Genomic DNA, 23583 nt, shown 5'->3' on the forward strand with positions numbered 1-23583 from the left:
CGGCGCGGTGGCCGACCTGCTGCGCCAGCTATGACCGGACGGGGCCGGCGGTTGTGACTCCGCCGGCGGGCTGTGGCGCGGCACACCCCGGGCGGGGCCGGCGGGTGGTCCCCGCCGGCCCCGCCGGAGGTCACCTTCCGTAGAGCTCGTACTCGTAGAGGGAGAAGCCGTACGAGGTGGCCCGCCTGACCCCGTACATCCGCACGTAGCGGGCGGTGACCGGGGCGAAGGTGACGTTGTCGACGCCGCCGTTGCCGGTGGTGGTGGCGAAGACCGGCGTCCAGGAGCTGCCGTCGCCGGAGACCTCGATCCGGTACGCGGTGGCGTACGCGGCCTCCCAGCGCAGCACCGCTCGGCTGACGGTGCGGGCCGCGCCGAGGTCGACGCGCAGCCACTGGTTGTCGTTGTAGCTGCTGGCCCAGCGGCTGCCGAGGCTGCCGTCGACCGCCTTGTCCGGGGTGTAGCCGGTGAGGAACTGGGTGCTGGACGCGCTGGCCGGGCGGCCCTGGGCCAGGTTGGTGACGTCGTCGCCCCGGCGCGCCGGGAAGGAGACGACCTGCTGGTAGGTGGGGCGGTTCTGCCAGGCGATCAGCGGGTGGGTGATGCCGCCCAGCCCGGACTGGGCGATCGCGTCGGCGCACCACTGGTCGCCGGCGCCGCAGGACTTGTCGCCGGGGTAGACCGTGGTGGCCGGCACGGCGGCGGCCTGTCCGAGCGCGCCGAGCAGCGCCGTCCGGCACGCGCCGAGGTCGCCGCCGCCGCAGTACGCCCGCCCGAGGCCGCCGGCGACCGGGTCACCGAGCACGGTGCGCACGTCCTTGTCGACGTAGCCCCACCAGCCGTACTGGAACGACGAGCCCTTGTGCGCCTGACCCTGCGCGGTCCAGGTCACCGCGCCGTCCCGCGCGCCGTTCTGGCCGCCCGACGGGGCCTCGTTGACCTCGATGGCGTCGACCAGCGTGGCGTAGAGGTCGGGGCCGAGGCCGGGGCGGAACTCCGCGGCGGCTAGCAGCGGCCACCAGGCGTCGAAGATCCGGATGGCGTCGGCGTGCTGGTAGACCTTCGAGCCGGGCGCGGTCTCCACCCGTCGCGTGCCGGCCTGCTGCCAGGCGCGCAGCTTGGCGATCGCGTCGGCGAGCGCCGGGTCGGTGACCGGGGCGCTGTCCAGCACTCGCAGCAGGTCACCGAGGACCTGCTGGCCGCGCAGGTCGGTCACCGCCGCGTCGGCCATGATCTTCACGACGTCGGCGCGGCCGAGCGTGCGCTGGGCGATCGCGGCGCGCACCGGGCCGTCGAGCAGCTGGGCCCGGTGTACGGAGCCGAAGCTGAAGTTGCCGTCGGCCGCTCCGAAGTCCCGCGCCTGCTTGTTGTTCCAGCTGACGTAGTAGTCCTGGTCGACCGACTGCGGGTGGGCCGAGGGCGGGGTGTAGCTGGCGTCGTTGGTGTCCGGATTCCAGCCGACCCACTCGTACGCCGGATCGGCCTTCGCCGGCAGGTTCGGGTCGGTCACCGACGACCGGATCGGGTTGGCGCCGGAGTTGTAGTACGCCGCCTCGGTGGAGTTGACGTAGAACCAGTTGAACGCGTAGCCGACGCTCGCGGCGGAGGCCTGGAAGGCCGCCGCGCTGCCCATGGCGGACGGATCGTTGTAGGCCTGGAAGCCGATCGCCGAGTCGGCCTCGTGCCGGTAGGTGGAGCGCAGCCTGGTGAACGCGGTCGGCTGCCCGTTCACCAGCCCCCGGTGGGCGACGAGCCCGTACTTCGTGCGCAGCGCGCGCAGCGTGTAGGAGCCGGCCGGGGTGGGGTCGGCCAGCGTCGGCGACCAGGAGTTGCGCTGCTCCAGCGTCTCCATGGCCACGCACTGCCCGTGGTAGAGGTAGCTGTTGGTGCGCAGCGTCGGTGCGGTGCCGTCGGTGGTGCACAGCGGCACCGCGTACGTGTCGGTGAGGTCCTGGGAGGCCGACGTGGCGCTCCACGCGTAGTCCTGGCCGCGGCCGAGCAGCACGTAGAGGTTCAGCCCGGCGAACGCGGCGCCGCGCGCGCTGATCCCCGGCCCCTGCAACTCCTGGAGCATCAGCAGTTGCGGGGCGAAGTAGCCGGTCTGCGGGCCGAACACGGCGACCGGGTTGCCGGTGGTGGTGTGCCGTCCGGAGACCACCACGGCGTTGGACATGCCGTGCGTTCGCAGGGTGGCCAGGCCGCCGAGCAGCCCCTGGGTGGTGGGGTTGGCGCCGGTGCGGGTGGTGGCCCCACCGGTGGCGTCGTAGGCGAGGGGTTCGGTGGTGACGGTGCCGGCGTCGGGGAGCACGGCGCTGGTCGCGCCGGGTGGCGTCGCGCCGTACGGGAAGCTCTGCCCGTCGTGCAGGGTGAGCACGGTCTCCGGGTCGTTCTGCGAGCGGAAGGCCGTCCACACCCGGTCGCCCTCGGTCGGGCCGTACTTCGCCCGGGCGGCCACCCGGACCAGCGCGGACTGCATCTCGCTGCCGCCGCCCCCGCCGAACAGGCCGCCGATCACGCCGGCGGTGGCGATCAGGTCGGTCATGGTGAAGTGCTTCGGCTTGCCGGCGCCGGCCAGCACGTACTCGCCGGGGTAGTTGTCGTCGGCGATCGACTTGTCGATGTAGGCGTTGATGCCGGCGATGTAGTCGACGACGTCGGTGTAGAGCTGCTGGCCCCGTACGCCCTTGGTGCGCAGCGCGTCCACCTGGGTCTGGAGGTCCGCCTCGGTGTAGGGCGAGTTGGCCCAGACGCTCTGCTCCAGCTCCCGGTTGCCGGGGGCGCCGCCGGCGAACGAGGTGACGTTGCCGCGGCCGACGTGCCGCAGCAGGTCCATCACCCAGAGCCGGTCCTGGGCCCCGGCGTAGCCGGCGCCGAACATGGTGCCGGCGCGGGTGGTGCCGGTGACGTGCGGGACGCCGGTGGCCCGGTCGCGCACGATGGTGACGTCGGCGCGCGGCGAGACGGTGCTCTCCACCTGGGCGGCGGGCACGCCGAACGACGAGTCGTGGTAGAAGTGGGTGATCTGTTCGTCGGTCAGCCCGGCGTAGTTGTAGACCAGGTTCGCGTACTCGTCGAGCTGGTCGCTGGAGTGCGCCGGGCGGGTGCCGAGCGCCTGGTGGGCCAGGATGGCGGCGAGGGTGGCGTTGCCGTTCTCCCCCGGGGGCAGGATGTCGGCGCACTGGCCGAGGCAGTAGTCGTTGGCGGCGAACGTGGTGGCGGCCAGCGCCGGTGACGGCGGGGTGACCGTCAGGACGCTCGCGGTCAGGGCGGCGGCGCTGAACGCCGCGAGCCGGGCGCGGAGAGCGGGTCTGGGCATGGCGATCCTCCGGGGACGCGGAGTCGGGCCTTCGGTAACGCCCGGCTGCCGGTGCCGACGTCTCGCCCTCCGCGCCCGGGCGTTCCACCCGGAGGTGAGAATGACTCATATCAATCTCTGGCAATGATCGACGCAGGACCGGCGTCCGGGGTAGCCGTCGTTCACCACCCGCCAATGCCGACGTTTCGCCGGCCGGCACCGCCGCGCCGACCGCGACCGCCGGCTACCGCGGTACGGCCCGGAACCACGCCTCCCGGTCCCCCGGGTCCGGTCCGCGCCGGGGCAACGTCGGGGGCGCCTCGGCGGTGACCGGCGCGTAGTGGTCGAAGGTGGTGGTCAGCACGGCCTCGCCGCCGGTGAGGTCGGGCAGCGCGGCGACGACCTGCGGGACCCGCGCCGACGGCAGGATGCCACTCACCTCGAGGTACCCACCGGCGACGGCCGTGTCGTGGACCACCGCGCCGAGCCGGCCCAGCAGCGCCAGCACCGCCTCCACCGTGGACTGCGGAAGGTTGACGTCGAAGCGCTCGATCGGCTGGCACACCCGGGTGCCGGCCCGGCGCAGCGCCGCGGCGACGACGACCGGGGCGAGGTTGCGGAAGTCCGCCGCCACGGTCGAGATCGACTTGTCGAACTTCTGGTGCGGCCTGCTCTGCCGGGGCCAGTACCGGGACGCCGTCATGGTGACCACGCAGTCGGTGACCGGCCAGCCGTGCCGGCCGTGGCGCAGCGCGGCCCGCGCCCCCTCCTCGGTCGCGGCGACGAACGCCGGCGGCAGTCGGCCGGGTTCGACGCCGGGGCGGAACTCGATGCCGCTGCCGACCGGGGTGGCGTCGATCCGCAACCCCAACCCGGCCAGGTACGGGTTGCCGCGCTCCTTCACCCGCTCCTCGGCTGTTCCGCTGCCGGCCACCCGTTCGATGCAGGCCGTGAGCGTGCCGGAGAAGCGCACCCGCACGCCGTACCGGTCGGCCATCAGGGCGGCCAGCACCTCCTTCTGCACCTCGCCGTGCAGCCGGATCACCGCCTCCGCCTGCTGCTCGTCGAGGCGCAGGTCCACCAGCGGGTCCTCGTCGGCCAGCTCGGCCAGGCCGGCGAACATCGCCAACCGCTGGTCGGGGTCGACGGGCTCGACGATCGCCTGCCGGGTCGGTGGCGGGAACCGGTAGCCGTGCCGCCGCGGCGGATCCCCGATGTGCTGCCCGATCCGGGCCGACAGCCCGCGTACCGCGGCGATCTGCCCGGCGGACACGCAGGGCCGGACCAGCACCCCGTCGGGTTCGACGACGGCGATCTGGGTCACCGGCGCAGGGCGGGATCCGGCGAGTGCCACCCGGTCCCGCACGCGCAGGCTGCCGGACCACACCCGCAGCCAGGCCCGCCGGCCGTGGCCGTCCCGGTCCACGGCGAAGACCGTGCCGGCCAGCGGACCGTCCCGCTTCTCCGCGTACGGCAGCAGGTCGGCCAGGAGGTGGCGCAGCTGACCCACCCCGGCCCCGGTGATCGCCGACCCGCACGCCACCGGGACGAGGTCGGCGCGGCGCACCGCGTCCCGGACCGCCCGCCGGACGTCGCGGGCGCGTACCGGCTGATCCGTCAGCCACCGCGCCGCCACGGCGTCGTCGACCTCCGCCACCACCGCCACCACAGGCTCGGTGTCGAGGCCCACCGCCCGGACCCGGGCGTCCGGTCCGCCCTGTCCGGTGACCGCGCTGAGCAGGACGGCCCGGGCCCCGAGCCGCTGGCGCAGCTGGGTCATCGCCCGGTCGACGTCGGCGCCGCGGCGGTCCACCTTGTTGAGGAAGAACACCGTCGGTACGCCGATGCGGCGCAGCGCCCGCCAGATGGCGACGGTCTGCGGCTGGACGCCCTCGACGCTCGACACCACGAGCACGGCGGCGTCCAGCACCGCAAGCGAACGCTCGACCTCGGCGATGAAGTCGGGGTGCCCGGGGGTGTCCACCAGGTTGACGTTCAGCCCACCGATCGTGATGGACGTGACGGCGGCCCGGATGGTGATGCCCCGCCGGCGTTCCAGCTCCATCGAGTCGGTGCGCGTGGTGCCGGCGTCGACGCTGCCCAACTGGGCCACGGCGCCGGCCTCGTAGAGCAGCCGTTCGGTCAGGCTGGTCTTTCCGGCGTCAACATGGGCGACGATTCCGAGGTTCAACAAGGCCAAGGCAGATCTCCACGGTGGGACGGTCAAGGGTCCGGGGCGTGGAATCTGCTCGCATCGTCACTCCTCGTCGCGGTTACCGCCCGCTGGCGGTGTCACGGCTGTCGGGCCGTACCCACGGTGGCACGTCGCCCGCGGCCACGGCCACCGATTTTGACTCGCTCCGCACCGCCCGGCGGGCGTTTCGCGCCCGGCGGCGCAGGCCAGCGGGGCCCCGAAAGCCAGGAGCTGCCGGCGACGTAACGGCAGTCCCACAGCTCGGTCCCGGTGTCCTGCCGAGCCCTGGTGGGCCGACCCCGTAGCGGGACCGGCCCACCGGGTTCAGCGTTCGATCATCTGCATCTGCTCGTCGGTGTGGTGGCCGCCCTCGGCCACGGGCAGCGCGGTCAGGGCCGCGACCTGCTCGGGGGTGAGCGTGACGGCGTCCGCGGCCACGTTCTCCTCCACCCGGCTGACCCTTTTGGTGCCGGGGATCGGCACGATGTCGTCGCCGTGGGCGAGCAGCCAGGCCAGCGCCACCTGGGCCGGGGTGGCGCCCACCTGGGCGGCGGCCGCCTGGACCTGCTCGGCGAGACGCAGGTTGCGCTGCAGGTTCTCGCCGGTGAAACGCGGACTGGTCTTGCGGAAGTCGCTGTCGTCCAGCTTCTCCACGTCGGCCTGGGTACGCAGGGCACCGGTGAGGAAACCCCGGCCCAGCGGCGAGTACGCGACCAGACCGATGCCCAGCTCGCGCAGCAGCGGCAGGATCTCCTCCTGGTCACGGGTCCACAGCGAGTACTCCGACTGCAACGCGGTCACCGGATGCACCGCGTGGGCGCGGCGGATGGTGTCGACCCAGGCCTCGGACAGACCGACGTACCGGATCTTGCCGGCCTCGACGAGCCGGGCGAGGGCACCCATGGTCTCCTCGATCGGCGTGTCCGGGTCGACGCGGTGCTGGTAGTACAGGTCGATGTGGTCGGTGCCGAGCCGCTTCAGCGAACCGTCGACCGCGGTGCGGATGCTGTCCGGGCTGCTGTCGGGCCTGCCCGCACCGCGGCCGGTGTGCGAGATCAGGCCGAACTTGGTCGCCAGCACGACCTGGTCGCGACGGCCCTTCAGCGCCTTGCCGACCAGTTCCTCGTTGACGTACGGGCCGTAGATCTCCGCCGTGTCGATCAGGGTGACGCCGAGCTCGACCGCCCGGTGGATGGTGCGGATCGACTCGGCGTCGTCGCTGCCGGCCCCGCTGTAGCCGTGCGACATCCCCATCGCACCCAGACCGATCCGACCTACCACGAGTTGCCCGAGCTTCGCGGTACGCATGCTGTCTCCTCCGTGTCCTCGGCGATGATTTCGGGCGCCTCACCTGTCTACCTACCCGAACTTCTGACCGTCACCGCTTCCGACAGGCCTGGGCCAGGAGCGACGCGCTTCGCCTGCGGGCTCTTGGACGACTTGTTCGGGTCCTGGCTGGACAGCCCTACGCTGCCCCACCGCCTCACTGACCCTCAGCCTCGGCGAGAATCACCTCCATGCCGAAGAAGGTTGTGGAGATCCACGTGCCGCTGACGGCGGCTGCTGGACCGACGGACGCGTACCCGTTCCCCTGGATCGACGACGTGCAGGACTTCCTGGAGTACCTGGACGAGCAGGGCGACGTCCACGAGTACGACGACGGGGAGGAAGACGGGGACGTCTATATCTTCTTCATCACCGGCGGCAGTGAGAGCGCCCTGCTTCGGGTCGCTTCTCAGGTGGCAACTCTCGACCGGGTGCCTGCTGGTGCCTTCGCCATCGTGACCGACGACCAGGCGGAGGAGTTCGGGATGGGCCGGCGCGTAGCGCTGCCGCTGTCCCCTACATCAGCATGCTAGCGGCAACCGCGGATCTCCTGGCTGGGCAGTCGACGCACGATCAGGAGCGCGGTGGCGGCGGGTGATCCGGCGTGCCGTAGCCGATGTGAGGGCCGAGCACTCTCGCCGCCCTCGCCTGACCGGCGCCGCCCAAGGTTCGACCACCACGGCCGCGCCTCGGGCCTACGGTGATCCGCGCAGGTGGGAGGCGATGTCGGCGACCGTCGCCTTCGCGGTCCGGCCGGCACCCACCAGCGTGGCCGACGCCGCCCCGGTCCAATCGCCGTACCCAAGCAGGTAGAGGCGGCCCTCGTCCACCGACCGGGTGCCCTCGACCGCCACCTTGCCCTGCCGCGCACCGGGTAGCAGCGGCGCGAGGTGAGCGAGGTTGGGCCGGAAGCCCGTACACCAGATCACGGCGTCGCAGGGCTGCTCGGCGCCGTCGGCCCACCGCACGCCACGCTCGGTCATCCGGGCGAACATCGGGCGGGAGTGCAGGACGCCGCGGTCCCGCGCGTCGCGGACGCCCGGCACCATGACGATGTCCCCCAGGTCGCTGACGCTCTCACCGGGACCACCGGCGGCCTTTCGGGTGGCCACGCCGAACAGCACCCGGCCGTCGACGTCGTCGGGCATGAACCGTGCCGGGCGCAGGGTGACCCAGGTGGCCTCGGCGACCCGGGACACCTCCGCGAGGATCTGCGCCGCCGAGTTACCCCCGCCGACCACCACGACCCGCTGCCCCCGCAACTCCTCCGGCGAGGTGTAGTGCACCGTGTGCAGCTGCCGCCCGGCGAACTCCTCACGGCCCGGAATGTCGGGCACGTACGGGCACTCCCACGTGCCGGTGGCGGAGATGACGTACCCGGCCGACCAGGTTCCGGCGTCGGTCTGCACCGCCAGGCGCTCCCCGGCCCGCCGCACCTGCCGAACCTGGACCGGCCGGCGCACCGGAAGGTCGTAGCGCTGCTCGTAGGCCCGCAGGTAGTCCACGACGTGCCCGGCGGTCGGGTACTCCTCGTTCTCCTGCCGCGGCATCCCCCACCCCGGCAGCGGGCTGTACTCCGCCGGCGAGAACAACCGCAACGACGCCCAGCCGTGCCGCCACGCCCCGCCCGGCTGCGGCTGGGCGTCGAGGATGACGTGGTCCAGACCGGCGCGGCGCAGGTGGTAGCCCGCCGCCAGACCCGCCTGCCCGCCCCCGACGACCACCACATCGCACGACCTGGGCATGCACGACACCTCCCTCGCCCCGAGGATCATCATGCCCAGACGACGGAAGCGGTCACCCGCTATCCGAACCCACGGTGATCCTGCCCTCGTTCGCCAGCGGATCGACGGTGTTTGCTGCGACGATGTAGGACGTGGCAACTGTGAAGACCGCGACGCCCGCCATCTCGCCCCTCGCCGGTGAGCCGATCGACCGCGCCGACGCCGCAAAACTCGCCGGCGTGCTCAAGGCGCTCGCCGACCCCGCCCGACTGCGGCTGCTCAGCCTGATCCAGTCCGACCCGCAGGGCGAGGCGTCCGTCACCGACCTCACCGCGCCGCTCGGACTCTCTCAGCCGACCGTCAGCCACCACCTGCGGATCCTCACCGAGGCCGGCCTGCTCGAGCGCGACAAGCGCGGTGTCTGGGCGTACTACCGCCTGGTGCCGTCTGCCATCGCCGCGATCGCCGACCTGTTGACCCCGCCGCGCAAGCGAGCGACGAAGAAGACCCGCTGACCGGCGTCTCGGTTCGTCCGCCACTTCGGTAAGCCTCAGCTTCCGACGGCCACCGCGGGGCCGGATGAAGCCGGGCCACTCGTCCGTGGCGTCCTCTCTGAGCAGGGCCGGGGTTCGGGGCAGACCCCCGAGTCTTTCGAACCGGTAACCGCAGGGCAAAGCGGGAGGAGACCGTACGCCCCAAGGGGGCGCTGCGCGTCTGGCAGAGCGCTCAGGCCCAGCGGCATCAGTCGTGCAGACACCGGCCGGAGCCGACCCGGGTCCCGGCGCTGCACCCGCCGGGCCGACCACGACGAGCCCTGCGACCTGGACCTGCCAGGGCCGGTCAATCCCTGAGCCACTCGCCAGCTTTCCACTTGCCCAAGCGGAAAGTTACCGATTAAGGTTTCCCGCATGGAAAGTATTGACCCGCGGGAGCAGCTCAAGGTGGCCGAGCGTGGTGCCGCCGCCCCCTACCTCGACTTTCCACCCACCCCGTGGTGGTACGCGCCGTCCATCGGCGCCTGGATCGCCGCCATGATCGGCACCTTCATCTGGTGGCGGGAGAACGCCGTCCTGTTCACGGGGTCGCTCGTCATCCTGGTCACCGCCGAGATCCTGTTCATCCACCGGATGCAGCGCCGCCACGGCGCGCTTCCACGGCCGGGCAAGGGGACGCCCCCCGACGAGATCGCCGGCGTCTGGCGCAGGTACCTGGCCTCCCTGCCGGTGCTCGTTCTCGTCGTCGGCGTCGTGTGGTGGCTCGTCGGCGTACCGGCGGCGGCCGTGACGGCTTTCGTCCTCGTGACGGTTGGCCTGACCGCCTACGAGCGTCGCTATGCCGTCGCCGCCGCCGAGGCTCGGGCGAGGCTTCGATGATCGACGGGCTCGATGCGATCATCCACGTCCCGAAACGGCTGGCTGCCATGGCGGTGCTGGCCAACGCCCCTACGGTCTCGTTCCGATTCCTCAAGGAGCATCTGCAGATCAGCGAGTCGGACCTGTCCAAACAGATGTCCACTCTGGAGTCGGCTGGTTATGCCACGTCGACGAAGGTCGGTCACGGGCGCGGGAGCAGCACGACCTACCGGATCACCAAGGCCGGGCAGCATGCCTACGACGCCCACTGCGCAGCCTTGCGGACACTTATCGGCGACACCTGACTGGGGTCGGAGCCGCGTCACCCCGCCGGCGCCCTGCAGAGCGGCGTCCGGTCGGCGCGGAGCCGGTGCGTCGCCTAAGGGCTCAAGACATCGATGACGGCGAGCACGCGTTCCCCACTCCGGCTCCTCGAGCAAACCGCACCGCAGTGCCTCGGCCCGGCGGACCTGACTGGGGCGATTTCCGGCAACTCTCCCTCCGCTGGCCTCGGTCGCGGACAGAATGGGATGGATTTGCTCAGTGACACGGGTGAGTGGGGGGGCCGGCCATGGGCCGCGGATTGGTGACCAGACGGAGCACCCACGACGTCGGAAAGACGGTCTCCCTGCTGCGGACCGAGGCGGAACGCGTGGGTGCTTCGGTCGTGGCGGTGGTCGACCACGCGGCGGCCGCTCACACGGCCGGGCTGAGCTTGCCCGACACACAGGTGATCATCTTTGGGAATCCGCAGGCGGGCACTCCGCTGATGCAGGCCCATCCCGACATCGCCATCGACCTGCCAATGCGACTCATGGTGCGCGACGACGGTCAGCCCGGTGCGCTGGTCAGCTGGCAGGATCCCGCGTACCTCGCCGAGCGGTACGGACTGGACGCAGATCAACTCGTACCGCTGAACGCCCCGGCGAAGATCGCCTCGGCCGTCGACGGCAGCTGAGCACGGCCAGAACCGGAGGATCAGTCAGCACCATCCAGCCGGTTCAGCGTCGCGGCAGCGACCAGGCCGTACGCGACATACGGTAGGGCGTCCTCGAACCAGCCCTCGGCGCCCCAGCGGCGAGGGTCCGTCACCCCGAGCGCGGTCATCGACCCGTCGGCCACCAGCATGCCACCGATCCCGATCACCCCTGCGGCCACCGGTAGCGGTGGCCGCCGCCGCCCCCTGAACGCCGCGAAGAGCGACACGGCCAACACCCCGTTGACGAATCCGAACACAGAGCCAATCCCGGCACGCCGGTGCGCCGCCCGCTCTGCCGGCCCCAGATTCACGTGGGTCACGTCCGCCATCCGCTGCACGGCGCGTTCGTGGGTGTCACTCGTCGGACGAGCCCGGATGCCCACGTCGAGATTACTGATCAGTTCGCGGGCGAGCGTAGCGGTGGCGCCAGCCACGATCCCGTTCGTCAGGCTGGCAATCCAGGTCCTTGCCACGCGACCACCTCGGCTCTGTTCGTTGTCGTCCGCGCCTCGCCGGCCTCCGGCGCGGTGCGTGGCGTACCCGTTCTGCGCGGCGTCATTTCTCCCGACTGCACCCACCGGCATGCGCGTCAGGGGCATCTGCCTCGCCCTCGGCGTCGAATCCCTCGCCGAACACGCCCAGGGCACCGCGCGAGGCTGGGACGCGTGGTCAACCGCGAGGTCCTCACCGAGTCAAGCTCAAGTACTCACCCTCACCCAGACCCCCCTTCACAAATGCGGCCTGAGGGCAGGTCGATATCTGAAAATGTCGAGTCGGTACCCGTCCCAGGTCTCAGGGCTGTGACGAGTGGCTGCTGCTCTCCGCCACCCGGTAAGAGCACTCCCGGTTCACGGCGGCCCGCCCGGTCGCGCCACTGCCACCGGGCGGGCCGCCGTGATGGGTGGACGGGACGGCTACCCCCGCGAGCAGGCGGTGCCGTTGAGCGTGAACCCCGACGCCGGGGCGCTGTCACCGGTCTGGGTGGCCTGGAAGCCGATGGTCTGGGTGCCGCCGGGCGGGACGACGGCGTTGTAGCCGACGTCGCGGGCGGTGACCGGGCCGCTGCTCGGGCTGTAGGTGGCGTTCCAGCCGTTGGTGATCCGCTGGCCGGCCGGCAGGACGAATGTCAGGGCCCAGCCGGAGATCGCGGTGCCACCGGTGTTGGTGACGGTGATGCTCTCGGTCAGTCCGGTGTCCCAGGCGCTCACGGTCGCGGTCACCCGACAGCCGCCCGTCCCGCCGCTCGGCGACGGGCCAACGGTGGGCGACGGGCTCACCGTGGGTGAAGGACTCACCGTGGGCGAGGGGCTGGTGGGAGCGACATCGAGACCGAGGAAGGAGATCGCGTACGCGAGCATGCCGGCCTGCGGCAGGGTGTGGCCGGTGCCCGAGATGCCGACCCCCTCGACGGTGGCCCGCGTGCCGGTGGCGCCGTAGCGGGTCCGGGTCCAGCTCGACTGCGGATGGTCGGTGTACGCCGCCGTCTGGCCCAGGCCGTGCAGGTTGGTCCACTGCTTGATCTCCTCGCCGAAGTTCGGGTACGCGAGGGTGGTGTCGGTGGTGCCGTGCCACAGCTGCATCCGGGGATAGCCGCCCGTCCAGCCCGGGTACATGGCGCGGGCGGTGTCGCCCCACTGCTGGGCGGTGCGGATGACGTTCCCGCCGGAGCACTGGCCGTTCCAGAGGGAGCCGTCGGAGGTGGCGAAGCAGCCGGCCGGCACCCCGGAGAAGGCCGACGCGGCGGCGAACACGTCGGGATACTCGGCGGCCAGCACGTTGGTCATCATCGCGCCGGAGGAGAAGCCGCTCACCACGATCCGGGCCGGGTCGACGTTGTACCTCTGCCGGGCCCAGCCGACCATCGCCATGATGCCGGTGGAGTCGCTGCCGCCGTCGCGGCGCAGGGCGGCCGGCGAGGAGACGTCGAAGCAGTGGCCGCTGCGGGTCGCCTCGGGCAGGACCATGAGATAGCCGTACCGGTCGGCGGCGGTCACGTAGTCGCGACCGTTGCCGCCGAAGATCCCGCTCGCCGACCCGCCGCAGTAGTGCACCAGGAGCAGCAGGGCCGGCCTCGGCGCGAGGGTGGCCGGGGCGTAGACGTACATGTTGAGGTTTGTGGGGTTGGGGCCGAAGGTGGTGACCTGGGTGAGGGTCGCGGCGCTGGCCGGGCCGGCGGTCAGCAGCGCCACGGCGGCGACGAGCGGCAGCAGGGCGGCGGCGAGTGCCGCGCGGAGGATCCTTCTCATCGGTTGCTCGCTCTCGGCGGTGGTGGGACCGTCATCGCAGGGTCCAGCGCTGGTTCGCGGCGGCGGTGCAGGTCCAGAGGATGACGGTGGTGCCGTTGCCGGTGGCGGCGCCGTTGACGTCGAGGCAGAGGCCGACCTGCGCGGACCGGATGGTGCCGTCGGCGTTGCGGCTCCAGCGCTGGTTGGCGCCGCCGGTGCAGTCCCAGAGCTGCGCCCTGGTGCCGGCGGTGGCGTTGGTCGGCGCGTCGAGGCACCTGCCGGGGACCTGGAGGGTGTCCCCGGTGGCCGTCCACCGTTGGTTGGCGCCGCCGTTGCAGTCCCAGATCACCGGCTGGGTGCCGTTGGCGGTGTTGCTCTGCGGGTCGTCCAGGCAGCGGCCGGAGGCGGCGCTGACCAGCGTGCCGGTGGTGGTCGGGGGCGGGGTGGTGGTGCCGCCGCCGCTGACCCGGTAGACGACGGTGCCGTGGCCGGGAACGCTGGCGGAGATGGCGCCGCCGGTGGTGCTGGTGGCGTTGGTCCACGCGTCGAGCAGGGTGAAGCTGGTTCCGCTCTTGCCGACCGCGGCGGCGGTGGTGGAGATCGTGGTGGTGGTGCCGCCCTGGTTGAACAGGGCCACGGCGACGTCACCGTTGGCCAGCCGCTTGGCCAGCACCCGCCGGGTGCCGTCGAAGGAGACCTGGCTGGCCTGCAGGCCGAGCGGGTCCTGGTTGATCGCGACGAGGGTGCGGTTGGTCAGGATGCCCTGGGTGGTCGCGGTCATCGAGCGTACGTCGTTGCCGGCGATCAACGGCGAGGCGAGCACCGCCCACATCGCGAAGTGGCTGCGCGTCTCGGTGTCGGTCAGGCCGCCCCGGCCGACCTCCATCATGTCGGGGTCGTTGAACCCGCCGGGGCGGGCGTAGCCGGCCAGCGGCACGGTGACGTTGATGATGTTCTGGATGCCCATCGGGTAGCCGTTGGTCTGGCCGGTGTCCCACGCGTTGGTGATGTCCTCGGTGGTCCGCCACATGTTGGCCACGTCGCCCCAGTCGCGCTGCGGGCCGGTCTTGGCGTGGATGCTGTTGGGGTTGATGCTGTAGACGATCGGCCGGCCGGTGGCGGCGAGGGCGTCGCGCATCTTGGCGAAGGTGGCCACCTGCTGGTCGATGGTGCCGCTGGGCGAGCACCAGTCGTACTTGAGGAAGTCCACCCCCCAGGCGGCGAACTGGCGGGCGTCCTGCGCCTCGTGGCCCTGGCTGCCGGTGGCGCCCGGGTACGAGTTGAAGTACTGCGCGCAGGTCTTGTCAAGGGGGACCTGGTAGAGGCCGAACTTCAGGCCCAAGCTGTGCAGGTAGTCGCCGAGGGCCTTCATGCCGCTGGGGAAGCGGCCCGGGTCGCCCTGGAGGTTGCCGGCCGAGTCGCGGTTGGGGTTGAACCAGCAGTCGTCGACGACCACGTACTGGTAGCCGGCGTCGCGCATGCCGCTGGTGACGATGGCGTCGGCCGACTGCCGGATGAGCGACTCGTTGATGTTGCAGCCGAACGAGTTCCAGCTGTTCCAGCCCATCGGTGGGGTGCGGGCCACCCCGTTGTCGAGGGCGAGCGAGGCCGTGGGGCGCAGCCCGGTCGCCGCGCCGGTCAGCAGCAGCGCGGCGGCGAGGGCGGCGGCCCAGCGCACGGTGGGACGTCTCATGGGTTTCTCCTTCCCGCGACGGGAGCACGCCGCGGCGGACGGGCGTCCGCCGACGGGCCACGGTGGTCGTCGACGGGACGGCAGGTGGTGGAGGTGCCGGAGCGGCCCGGGGCCGGGTGTACGTGGCACACCCGGCCCAGGGACGGTCAGGGGGTGGTCAGGTCGAACCGGCGGGCGGTGACCGCCCCGCCGAGGGCCTGGGTGGCGTAGTTGAAGATCGCGAAGCGGTAGCCCATGAAGAACTGCCAGGCGTTGTTCAACGTCAGCGCGTTGCCCAGGGGCACGAAGGTGACCCCGTCGGTGCTGTAGGAGAAGGACGCCTGCCGCCCGCTGCCGGGTCGGATGTCGGCCCTGGCCCGCAGCCAGATCCGGCCGCCGCTGACCGGCGCGCCGGCGATCTCGGTGCCGGTGCCGGTGGTGCGCCAGCCGCTGTCCATGGTCAGGCCGTTGGTCATCACCACCCGGGTGGCGCCGTTGTCCCGGCGTACGCCGATCCAGGCCGACGAGTCGCGCAGCATGGCCAGGCCGGTGCGGTCGCCGTCGCGCATGGTCGAGTAGTCCAGCTCGACGGTGGCGGTGGAGGTGGGGCCCTGGATGCGTCGGGTCACCGTGTTGCGGGCGCTGTAGAGGTCACCGGTGACGGTGGCGGTCTGGAGCCGCAGCCCACCGCCGGTGGACCACCTGGTGTTGTCCGGGTTGTGGTTCCACTCCCACTGCGGGCCGAGCGTGGTGCCGGTGAAGGTGTCCGTGCCGGTCATCGGCGCGACCGGTCGGGGCGGCAGCGGCGACGGGTAGCTGCTGCCCCAGGCGCCGTTGACGGTCTGGATCTGCGGCCAACCGTCGGCGGTCCAGGTGATCGGCGCCAGCGCCGGCACCCGGCCACCGGGGTACGCGTCGACGAACGCCATGTAGTACCACTGGCCGTTCTGGGTCTGGACCAGGCCGCCCTGGTGCGGCACTCCCCCGCCGGCGATCGGGCCGGCCATGTTGAGCAGCACCTGCCGCGACTCGTACGGGCCCCAGGGGCTGGTCGAGCGGAGGATGTACTGACCGTTGGCGGGCTTGGTGACGAAGATGTAGTAGTAGCCGTTGCGCTTGTAGAACCGCGAACCCTCCAGCGTTCCGATGCTCGACGGCGTGGTGAACACCTGCTGGGCGCGCACCTGGGTGAGCCCGTCCGCCGACAGCTGCGCCACGCTGATGGTGCTGTTGCCGTACGCGACGTACATGGTGTCGTTGTCGTCGACCAGCAGACCCGCGTCGTAGTAGCAGTTGTTGATCTCGGAGCGTTTCTGCCAGGTGCCGCTGACCGAGGTGGACGTGTAGACGTACGACTTGTTGAAATCGATGCAGCCGATCCAGTAGAACGTGCCGTTGCTGGCGCGGTGGTTGAGCGCCGAGGCCCAGATGCCGTTGACGTAGGCCCGCCCGGCGCCGCTGAGGTCGTACTTGGCGCCGAAGTCCAGGCGGGGCACCGAGTGCCCGGCGAACTCCCAGTTGACCAGGTCGTACGAGCGCAGCACGGGCGCGCCCGGTGAGTAGTGCATGGTCGACGAGGAGAGGTAGTAGGTGTCCCCGACCCGGATGATGTCCACGTCGGCGAAGTCCTGCCAGAGCACCGGGTTGGTGTAGGTGGAGCCGCCCGGGGTGCCGGTGTCGCCGAGGCGGACGAGCTGCCACTGCTGGTTGTTGCCGCCCCAGTCGGCGTACTGCACCACGTTGGCGCCGTCGGCGGTGGAGGCGTTCTGCACCTCCACGGCCTTGCCGGAGTGCCGGGCGATCAGCCGCACGTAGCCGCCGCTGGAGTCGGACAGCTGGAACTGCTGGTTGGTCGCGTTGGCGTCGGACCACTGGATCAGCCCGGCGCCGTCGGACGCCGAGGCGCCGGAGACGTCGAGCACCTTGCCGGAGTTGCGGGACCGCAGCCGGTACCAGCCGCCGCCGGAGTCGACGAACTGCCACTGCTGGTTGGCGCCGTCGCCGCGGGTCCACTGGGTGACCCGTGCCCCGTCGGTGGTGGCCTGGTTGTAGACGTCCAACGCCTTGCCGCTGTTGCGGTTGACCAGCACGTACCAGGCGGTGGTGTCCGGCGTCGCCGCCTGCGCCGCCGAGGGGAGCACCGCGACGATCCCGGCGCCGAGCAGCAGCGCCACCGCTGCGGCGACGAGCCGGGACAGCCGGCCGCGCACGCCGGGCCCGACCTGTCCGATGACTGCCATGTTCCTCCTTCGGGGACGGGACGGTGGACGGCCGGGGCCGACGGCACCGCGTCGGTGTTAGCGCTAACATGAGCCAACGCATCGACTTTGACCGATAACACGAAGAACGTCAAGACGTAACGGTCCGCGGGCGGACGACCCGCCCCCGGGTGCGGACACGGCGACGGCGGACGGCCCCCGGCGGGTGCGGACAGGGCGACGGCGGACGCGCCCGAGGGTGGGCGGGCGCGTCCGCCGGAACATGGTCGCCGGTCGCTCAGAACCCCTTCGCCAGGCGGTAGTAGGCCTGGTTCCAGCGGAGCTCGTCGGCGAACCGGCGCGGATCGGTGTCGGCGTCGATGACGACCAGCTCGGTCCGGCTCATCTCGGCCAGGTCGTGCAGCTCCTCCACCCCCACCGCCCGGGACAGCACGGTGTGGTGCGGGGCGCCGGCGGTGATCCACGCCTCGGCGGAGCCGGCCAGGTGCGGGCGGGGACGCCAGACGGCCCGGGCCACCGGCAGCCGGCGCAGCGGATGCGGCGGTGGCACCACGTCGATCTCGTTGGCCACCAACCGGAACCGCTCCCCCATGTCGGCCAGGCCGAGCACCACCGCGGGACCGGGCTCGGCGTCGAAGACCAGCCGGACCGGGTCCTCCCGGCCACCGATGCCCAGCGGGTGGATCTCCGCCGACGGCACGTCCGCGGCGATGCTCGGGCAGACCTCCAGCATGTGCGCGCCGAGCACCAGCTCCCGGCCCGGGGTGAGGTCGTAGGTGTAGTCCTCCATGAAAGACGTGCCACCGTCCACCCCGACCGCCATCGCCTTGAGGGTGTGGACCAGCACGGAGGTCTTCCAGTCGCCCTCGCCGCCGAAGCCGTAGCCGTCGGCCATCAGCCGCTGCACGGCGATGCCGGGCAGTTGGCGCAGCCCGCCCAGGTCCTCGAAGTTGGTGGTGAAGGCCCGGAACCCACCCGCCTCGAGGAAGGTACGCACGCCCAGTTCCAGCCGGGCGGCGTAGCGCAACGACTCGTGCCGCTCCCCTCCGGGGCGCAGTCCGGGCGCCACGCGGTAGCTGTCGTCGTACTCCTTGACCAGGTCGTCCACCTGCGCGTCGCCGACCTCGTCGACCACCCGGACCAGGTCGTTGACGCCGTAGGTGTTCACCGAGACACCGAAGCGCAGCTCCGCCTCCACCTTGTCGCCCTCGGTCACCGCCACGTCGCGCATGTTGTCGCCGAAGCGGGCCAGCCGCAGCGACCGCATCGCCGACCAGCCCAGCGCGGCCCGGGCCCAGGCCGCGACGCGGGCGACCACCCGGAGGTCGGTGACGTGCCCGGCGACGGTCTTGCGTGCCACCCCGAGGCGGGTCTGGACGAACCCGAACTCCCGGTCGCCGTGGGCGGCCTGGTTGAGGTTCATGAAGTCCATGTCGATGTCGTCCCACGGGAGCACGACGTTGGCCTGGGTGTGCAGGTGCAGCAGGGGCGTCCGCAGCGCGTCCAGGCCGGAGATCCACATCTTCGCCGGCGAGAAGGTGTGCATCCACGCGATCACCCCGACCGCCCCCTGCGCGGCGGCGTCCCGGCAGACCCGCAGGATGTCCCCGCTCGTGGTGAGCACCGGTTTCCACACGATCCGGGCGGGAATCTGCGGCGAGTCGCCGAGCACCGCGGCGATCTGCCGGGACTGGTCGGCCACCTGGCGCAAGGTCTCCTCGCCGTACAGGGCCTGACTGCCGGTGAGGAACCAGATCTCGGGCTCAGGGTGCGATGCCATGGGGTTGCCTTCCGCGAGATGGTCGGTCACTTGTAGCGGATTCCGATCAGACGTTGGAGCAGGATGAACGCGAAGAGCAGGCCGCCGATCACGATCCGGGTCCACCAGGAGTTGAGGCTGCCGTCGAAGGTGATCAGGGTCTGGATCACCCCGAGGACCAGCACCCCGAGCACGGTGCCGAAGACGTAGCCGGAGCCGCCGGTGAGCACCGTCCCGCCGATCACCACGGCCGCGATCACGTCGAGTTCCATCCCGACGGCGATCAGCGGCGCGCCGGAGAGGGTGTAGAAGGAGAGCAGGATGCCGCCGATCGCCGCGCAGAACCCGCTGATGGTGTAGACGGCGATCCGGGTACGCCCCACCGGGAGCCCCATCAGCAGAGCCGACTGGGCGTTGCCGCCGATGGCGTACACGTTGCGGCCCAGCCGGGTGTACGCCAGGACGTAGGCGGCGACGGCGACCACCACGAAGGCGATCAGCACGCTGATCGACACGAAGTTGCCGCTGGGGTCGCCGATGCGTTCCTGCGACATCCTGGTCCAGAACCCGTCGGTGATCGGGATGGACGAGTCGCTGATGAAGGTGCACATGCCCCGGGCGAAGAACATCCCGGCCAGGGTCACGATGAACGGCTGGATGTCGAAGAAGTGGATCACGCAGCCCATCAGGAAGCCGAGCGTCGGCCCGATGAGCAGCGCGACGAGCAGCACCAGGGCCGCCGGCGCCCCCCTGCCCAGCAGGAAGGCCGAGACCATCGCGGTCATCGCGACGACCGAGCCGACCGACAGGTCGATCCCGCCGGTCAGGATCACGAAGGTCATGCCGACCGCGACGACGAGCAGGAAGCCGTTGTCGATGAAGACGTTGAAGATCACCTGGACGTTGGAGAACGCCCGGTACTGCGACACGCCGACGCCGTAGAGGACCAGCAGCAGGACGCCGGTGGCCAGGACCGGGACGTGCCGCCGGGGCAGGCGCGACCAGGTACGGGCGGCGGTGAGGGACAACGTGGTCATGCGGGCACCTGCTCCTTCGGCTGTTCTCCGGCGGTGACGGCGGCGACGGCCGGGGCGCGGCGCCGGACGAACCGGGCCCGGAAACCGGGGGCCTGGACGAGGCAGACCGCGATGACCACGACCGCCTTGAACAGCAGGGACGTCTGCGGCGAGATGTTCATGGCGTACACCGTGGTGGTGAGGGTCTGGATGAGCAGCGCGCCGAGGATCGTGCCGCCCAGGGAGAAGCGGCCACCGGCGAGCGAGGTGCCGCCGATGACCACCGCGAGGATCGCGTCGAGCTCCACCCAGAGCCCGGCGGCGTTGCCGTCGGCGCTGGACACGTTGGCGGTCATCATGAAGCCGGCGACGGCCGCGCAGGCGGCGCTGATGACGTAGACCAGGAAGGTGATCCGCGCGGACCGGATGCCCGCCAGCCGGCTGGCCCGGGCGTTGCCGCCGACCGACTCGACGATCAGACCCAGCGCGGTACGGCGGGTCACCGCGGCGATCAGCAGCGCCACGGCGAGGGCGATGACGATGGCCAGCGGCAGGGTGAGCAGGTGGCCGACGCCGATCGCCTTGTACGGCTCGGAGTTGATGGTGAGGATCTGCCCCTCCGTGACCAGCTGGGCGAGACCCCGGCCGGCGACCATGAGGATCAGCGTCGCGATGATCGGCTGGATGCCGATGACGGCGACCAGCACGCCGTTCCAGGCGCCGAGCACCAGGGCCACGCCCAGCGCCAGGGCCAGCGCGGTCAGCACCCCGCCGAGGCTGTTCTGGTCGGGTTGGCGGCTGATGTACAGGCAGGCGATGGCGCCGCTGATCGCGCAGATCGAGCCGACCGACAGGTCGATGCCGCCGGTGGCGATCACCAGGGTCATGCCGAGCGCGACGAGGATCAGCGGCGCGCTGAGCCGGACGATGTCGACGACGCTGCCGTACAGGTGACCGTCGCGCAGTTGCACGGAGAGGAAACCGGGCCGGTAGATCGTGTTGGCGGCCAGCAGGACGACGAGGACGACGACCGGCCAGAAGAGCCGGTGGCCGGTCAGCGCCCGCGCACCGCTGCGGTCGGAGTTCACGACGGCACTCCCTCGAAGGTGGCGCCGGCGGCGATGACCCGCATGATCCGGTCGGCGTCGACACTCGAGTCGTTGGTCAGCTGGGCGACCATCTCGCGGTCCCGCAGGACCGCGATCTTGTGACTGAGGCGCAGCACCTCCTCCAGTTCGGCGGAGATGAACAGCACGGCCATGCCCCCGTCGGAGAGCTGCGCCACCAGCCGCTGGATCTCGGTCTTCGCCCCGATGTCGATGCCCCGGGTCGGTTCGTCGAGGATCAGCAGCCGCGGCTCGGTGATCAGCCAGCGGGCCAGCAGCACCTTCTGCTGGTTGCCGCCGGACAGGTTCGCCACCGGGACGTCCGGGTCGGCGGGACGGATGCTCAGCGCCTGCACGTACCGCTCGACCAGCTCGTCCTGCCTGCGGCGGGGAATCGGACGCAGCCAGCCCCGGGCCGCCTGGAGGGCGAGGATCATGTTCTCGCGTACGGACAGCTCCGGCACGATGCCCTCGGCCCGCCGGTTCTCCGAGCAGAAGCCGACGCCCCGGTCGATGGCGGTGACCGGGCTGCGCAGGGCCGTCGGGGTGCCCCGTACCCGCAGCTCGCCGTGGTCGGCCCGGTCCGCGCCGAACAGCAGCCGCGCCACCTCGGTACGGCCCGACCCGAGCAGGCCGGCCAGCCCGACCACCTCGCCCTCGTGGATGGTGAGGCTGAACGGCGCCACCGCCGAGCGGCGACCCAGTTCCCGGGCGTCGAGCAGGGGCACGCCGGCCGTGGCGGCGACCTCGGCGCGCGGCTGCCCGTCCAGGCGCTCCAGCACCCGCAGCTCCTTGCCGATCATCTTCTCGACCAGGCTGAGCTGGGGCAGTTCGCGGGTGGCGTACTCGCCGACGAGCCGGCCGTTTCGCAGCACGGTGATCCGGTCGGCCACCGCGTAGACCTGGTCGAGGAAGTGGGTGACGAACAGGATCGCGATCCCCTCGTCGCGCAGCTGCCGCATCACCCGGAACAGCTGCGCCACCTCACCGGCGTCCAGGCTGGAGGTGGGCTCGTCGAGGACCAGCACCCGGGCCTCGATGTCGATGGCCCGGGCGATGGCCACCAGCTGCTGCACCGCCAACGAGAAGCTGCCCAGCTGCGCGTTGACGTCGATGTCCAGGTCGAGGCGGGCGAGCAGGGCGCGGGCGCGGCGGCGCATCTCGCCCCACCGGACCGCGCCGAGGCGGCGCGGTTCCCGGCCGATGAAGATGTTCTCCGCCACCGAGAGGTTGGTGCAGAGGTTGACCTCCTGGTAGACGGTGCTCACCCCGGCGGAGGTGGCCTGCATCGGCCCGGTGAACGACACCTGCGCCCCGTCGAGCGTGACGGTGCCGGAGTCGACGCCGTACACGCCGGTCAGGACCTTGATCAGGGTCGACTTGCCGGCGCCGTTCTCCCCCATCAGCGCGTGCACCTCACCGGCGAAGAGGCGGAGGTCGACGGTGTCGAGCGCGCGCACCCCGGGGAAGGACCTGCTGATCCCCGTCATTGTCAGGACTGGCTGACTTCCCGTCATGCCACCGGCCTTTCGGTGAGGTTCGTGGGCAGGGCGCGGCGTACGCGGCCCGCCCGGTCGATCGACTCGGCAGGCCGGTCGGGCCTGCGCGGCGGTCGGGCCCCTCAGGCCCGACCGCCGCCTCGGCACCCGGGGTACGTCGCCCCCGTAGCCGGCGTCAGTACTTGCGCTCGGGCAGGGCCGCCTTGGCCTGCTCCTGGGTGAAGGTGGTCTCCTGGGTCTCGATCCGGGCCGGGACCTCCTCACCGTTGTGCACCTTCTTGGCCAGGTCCATCAGCTGCGGACCGAGCAGCGGGCTGCACTCGGCGATGAAGTTGAACCTGCCGTCGGCGAGGGCCTGCATGCCGTCCTTGACCGCGTCGACCGTGATGATCGTGATGTCCTTGCCGGGCACCTTGCCGGCCGCGGTGATCGCCTCCAGCGCGCCCAGACCCATGTCGTCGTTGTGGGCGAAGAGCACGTCGATCTTCGGGTTGGCCTTCAGGAACTGCTCCATCACCTGCTTGCCGCCGGCCCGGGTGAAGTCACCGGACTGCGAGGCGATGATCTTCAGGTTCGGGTTGGCGGCGATGGCCTCGGCGAAGCCCTTCTTCCGGTCGTTCGCCGGCGCCGAGCCCGTGGTGCCCTGGAGCTCGACGATGTTGACCGGGCCGGTCGCGCCCTTCTTCTGCTCCACCAGCCACTCGCCGGCCAGCCGCCCCTCCTTGACGAAGTCCGAGCCGAGGAAGGTCTTGTAGAGGGACTTGTCGGCCGAGTCGACCGACCGGTCGGTGAGGATGACCGGGATCTTGGCGTCCTTGGCCTCCTTGAGCACGGTGTCCCACCCGGACTCCACCACCGGCGAGAAGGCGATCACGTCGACCTTCTGCTGGATGAAGTTGCGGATGGCCTTGATCTGGTTCTCCTGCTTCTGCTGGGCGTCGTCGAACTTCAGGTCGACCCCGGCGGCCGCAGCGGACTCCTTGATGGAGGTCGTGTTCGCCGTCCGCCAGCCACTCTCCGCGCCCACCTGGGAGAAGCCCAGGGTGATCTTCCCGTCGTCCTTGCCGCCGCCGTCGCCCGTGTCGCTGTTGCCGCAGGCCGCCGTGCCGGTGGCCAGCAGCGCCGCGGCGAGCACCGCGATGATCCTGCGGGACGGCAGGTGATCTCTCATTCTCTTCACCGCATGTCTCCTCGGGGTAAGGGATCGCGCCCTTGTG

General features: G+C 71.4%; 18 protein-coding genes. 5 read left to right on the top strand and 13 right to left on the bottom strand.

Annotated features, from left to right (window positions below):
• Window positions 1-130: 130 nt before the first annotated feature.
• The 3 genes from GA0070564_RS16845 to GA0070564_RS16855 form a co-directional block, all read right to left on the bottom strand.
• The gene (locus tag GA0070564_RS16845; RefSeq protein WP_091609573.1) at window positions 131-3316 is read right to left on the bottom strand and encodes a penicillin acylase family protein; all 3186 of its coding nucleotides are present in this window, start codon (window positions 3314-3316) and stop codon (window positions 131-133) included.
• 223 nt (window positions 3317-3539) lie between these two features.
• Window positions 3540-5495 carry an elongation factor G gene (locus GA0070564_RS16850; RefSeq protein ID WP_091609574.1) on the bottom strand — a complete coding sequence of 652 codons (1956 nt, stop codon included), beginning with the start codon at window positions 5493-5495 and terminating at the stop codon, window positions 3540-3542.
• Window positions 5496-5813: 318 nt separating this feature from the next.
• Window positions 5814-6797, bottom strand: a complete 984-nt coding sequence (locus tag GA0070564_RS16855; RefSeq protein WP_091609575.1) for an aldo/keto reductase — start codon at window positions 6795-6797, stop codon at window positions 5814-5816.
• Window positions 6798-7006: 209 nt separating this feature from the next.
• Between GA0070564_RS16855 and GA0070564_RS16860 the strand changes: the two genes are divergently transcribed.
• Window positions 7007-7348, top strand: a complete 342-nt coding sequence (locus GA0070564_RS16860; protein ID WP_091609576.1) for a hypothetical protein — start codon at window positions 7007-7009, stop codon at window positions 7346-7348.
• A 162-nt stretch (window positions 7349-7510) separates the two neighbouring features.
• On the opposite strand, the gene GA0070564_RS16865 is transcribed toward GA0070564_RS16860, so the two are convergent.
• Entirely contained in the window at window positions 7511-8560 is a 1050-nt protein-coding gene (locus GA0070564_RS16865) for an ArsO family NAD(P)H-dependent flavin-containing monooxygenase (RefSeq protein WP_091609577.1), read from the bottom strand.
• Window positions 8561-8691: 131 nt separating this feature from the next.
• On the opposite strand from GA0070564_RS16865, the gene GA0070564_RS16870 reads away from it, so the two are divergent.
• From GA0070564_RS16870 to GA0070564_RS16885, 4 genes are all read left to right on the top strand, one after another.
• On the top strand, window positions 8692-9054 hold the full coding sequence (locus GA0070564_RS16870) for an ArsR/SmtB family transcription factor (protein ID WP_091609578.1): 363 nt from the start codon (window positions 8692-8694) through the stop codon (window positions 9052-9054).
• 393 nt (window positions 9055-9447) lie between these two features.
• Window positions 9448-9912, top strand: a complete 465-nt coding sequence (locus GA0070564_RS16875; RefSeq protein WP_091609579.1) for a hypothetical protein — start codon at window positions 9448-9450, stop codon at window positions 9910-9912.
• The gene (locus tag GA0070564_RS16880; RefSeq protein WP_091609580.1) at window positions 9909-10196 is read left to right on the top strand and encodes a transcriptional regulator; all 288 of its coding nucleotides are present in this window, start codon (window positions 9909-9911) and stop codon (window positions 10194-10196) included. Before GA0070564_RS16875 ends, GA0070564_RS16880 begins: the two co-directional genes overlap by 4 nt.
• 266 nt (window positions 10197-10462) lie before the next feature.
• Window positions 10463-10849 carry a DUF302 domain-containing protein gene (locus tag GA0070564_RS16885; protein WP_141714790.1) on the top strand — a complete coding sequence of 129 codons (387 nt, stop codon included), beginning with the start codon at window positions 10463-10465 and terminating at the stop codon, window positions 10847-10849.
• A gap of 20 nt (window positions 10850-10869) precedes the next feature.
• Here the strand turns inward: GA0070564_RS16885 and GA0070564_RS16890 are convergent, their stop codons facing one another.
• From GA0070564_RS16890 to GA0070564_RS16930, 9 genes are all read right to left on the bottom strand, one after another.
• Window positions 10870-11343: a hypothetical protein gene (locus GA0070564_RS16890; protein ID WP_091609582.1), complete on the bottom strand. Its 474-nt coding sequence runs from the start codon at window positions 11341-11343 to the stop codon at window positions 10870-10872.
• A 441-nt stretch (window positions 11344-11784) separates the two neighbouring features.
• Entirely contained in the window at window positions 11785-13116 is a 1332-nt protein-coding gene (locus tag GA0070564_RS16895; RefSeq protein ID WP_091609583.1) for an extracellular catalytic domain type 1 short-chain-length polyhydroxyalkanoate depolymerase, read from the bottom strand.
• A 31-nt stretch (window positions 13117-13147) separates the two neighbouring features.
• On the bottom strand, window positions 13148-14788 hold the full coding sequence (locus GA0070564_RS16900) for a glycoside hydrolase family 27 protein (RefSeq protein WP_091609584.1): 1641 nt from the start codon (window positions 14786-14788) through the stop codon (window positions 13148-13150).
• Between the two features lie 146 nt (window positions 14789-14934).
• Window positions 14935-17007 (bottom strand): family 43 glycosylhydrolase, encoded by a 2073-nt coding sequence (locus tag GA0070564_RS16905; RefSeq protein WP_091609585.1) that lies wholly within the window; start codon window positions 17005-17007, stop codon window positions 14935-14937.
• Window positions 17008-17263: 256 nt separating this feature from the next.
• Window positions 17264-18766 carry an L-arabinose isomerase gene (araA, locus tag GA0070564_RS16910; protein WP_091609700.1) on the bottom strand — a complete coding sequence of 501 codons (1503 nt, stop codon included), beginning with the start codon at window positions 18764-18766 and terminating at the stop codon, window positions 17264-17266.
• A gap of 26 nt (window positions 18767-18792) precedes the next feature.
• A complete protein-coding gene (gene yjfF, locus GA0070564_RS16915; protein WP_091609586.1) occupies window positions 18793-19782 on the bottom strand; it encodes a galactofuranose ABC transporter, permease protein YjfF in 990 nt (329 codons plus the stop codon).
• Window positions 19779-20849, bottom strand: coding sequence for an ABC transporter permease (locus GA0070564_RS16920; protein WP_091609587.1), 1071 nt, complete (start codon window positions 20847-20849; stop codon window positions 19779-19781). Before GA0070564_RS16920 ends, yjfF begins: the two co-directional genes overlap by 4 nt.
• Window positions 20846-22384 (bottom strand): sugar ABC transporter ATP-binding protein, encoded by a 1539-nt coding sequence (locus GA0070564_RS16925; protein ID WP_091609588.1) that lies wholly within the window; start codon window positions 22382-22384, stop codon window positions 20846-20848. Before GA0070564_RS16925 ends, GA0070564_RS16920 begins: the two co-directional genes overlap by 4 nt.
• 157 nt (window positions 22385-22541) lie before the next feature.
• The gene (locus tag GA0070564_RS16930; protein ID WP_091609589.1) at window positions 22542-23537 is read right to left on the bottom strand and encodes an ABC transporter substrate-binding protein; all 996 of its coding nucleotides are present in this window, start codon (window positions 23535-23537) and stop codon (window positions 22542-22544) included.
• Window positions 23538-23583 lie beyond the last annotated feature (46 nt).

Source organism: Micromonospora mirobrigensis, from assembly GCF_900091555.1.
Lineage (GTDB): Bacteria > Actinomycetota > Actinomycetes > Mycobacteriales > Micromonosporaceae > Micromonospora > Micromonospora mirobrigensis.

Coding starts and splice junctions, on each gene's coding strand:
- yjfF (WP_091609586.1), bottom strand. CDS start 19,782: ATGACCACGTTGTCCCTCACCGCCGCCCGTACCTGGTCGCGCCTGCCC.
- GA0070564_RS16895 (WP_091609583.1), bottom strand. CDS start 13,116: ATGAGAAGGATCCTCCGCGCGGCACTCGCCGCCGCCCTGCTGCCGCTC.
- GA0070564_RS16880 (WP_091609580.1), top strand. CDS start 9,909: ATGATCGACGGGCTCGATGCGATCATCCACGTCCCGAAACGGCTGGCT.
- GA0070564_RS16860 (WP_091609576.1), top strand. CDS start 7,007: ATGCCGAAGAAGGTTGTGGAGATCCACGTGCCGCTGACGGCGGCTGCT.
- GA0070564_RS16905 (WP_091609585.1), bottom strand. CDS start 17,007: ATGGCAGTCATCGGACAGGTCGGGCCCGGCGTGCGCGGCCGGCTGTCC.
- GA0070564_RS16930 (WP_091609589.1), bottom strand. CDS start 23,537: ATGAGAGATCACCTGCCGTCCCGCAGGATCATCGCGGTGCTCGCCGCG.
- GA0070564_RS16885 (WP_141714790.1), top strand. CDS start 10,463: ATGGGCCGCGGATTGGTGACCAGACGGAGCACCCACGACGTCGGAAAG.
- GA0070564_RS16855 (WP_091609575.1), bottom strand. CDS start 6,797: ATGCGTACCGCGAAGCTCGGGCAACTCGTGGTAGGTCGGATCGGTCTG.
- GA0070564_RS16900 (WP_091609584.1), bottom strand. CDS start 14,788: ATGAGACGTCCCACCGTGCGCTGGGCCGCCGCCCTCGCCGCCGCGCTG.
- GA0070564_RS16865 (WP_091609577.1), bottom strand. CDS start 8,560: ATGCCCAGGTCGTGCGATGTGGTGGTCGTCGGGGGCGGGCAGGCGGGT.
- GA0070564_RS16845 (WP_091609573.1), bottom strand. CDS start 3,316: ATGCCCAGACCCGCTCTCCGCGCCCGGCTCGCGGCGTTCAGCGCCGCC.
- araA (WP_091609700.1), bottom strand. CDS start 18,766: ATGGCATCGCACCCTGAGCCCGAGATCTGGTTCCTCACCGGCAGTCAG.
- GA0070564_RS16925 (WP_091609588.1), bottom strand. CDS start 22,384: ATGACGGGAAGTCAGCCAGTCCTGACAATGACGGGGATCAGCAGGTCC.
- GA0070564_RS16875 (WP_091609579.1), top strand. CDS start 9,448: ATGGAAAGTATTGACCCGCGGGAGCAGCTCAAGGTGGCCGAGCGTGGT.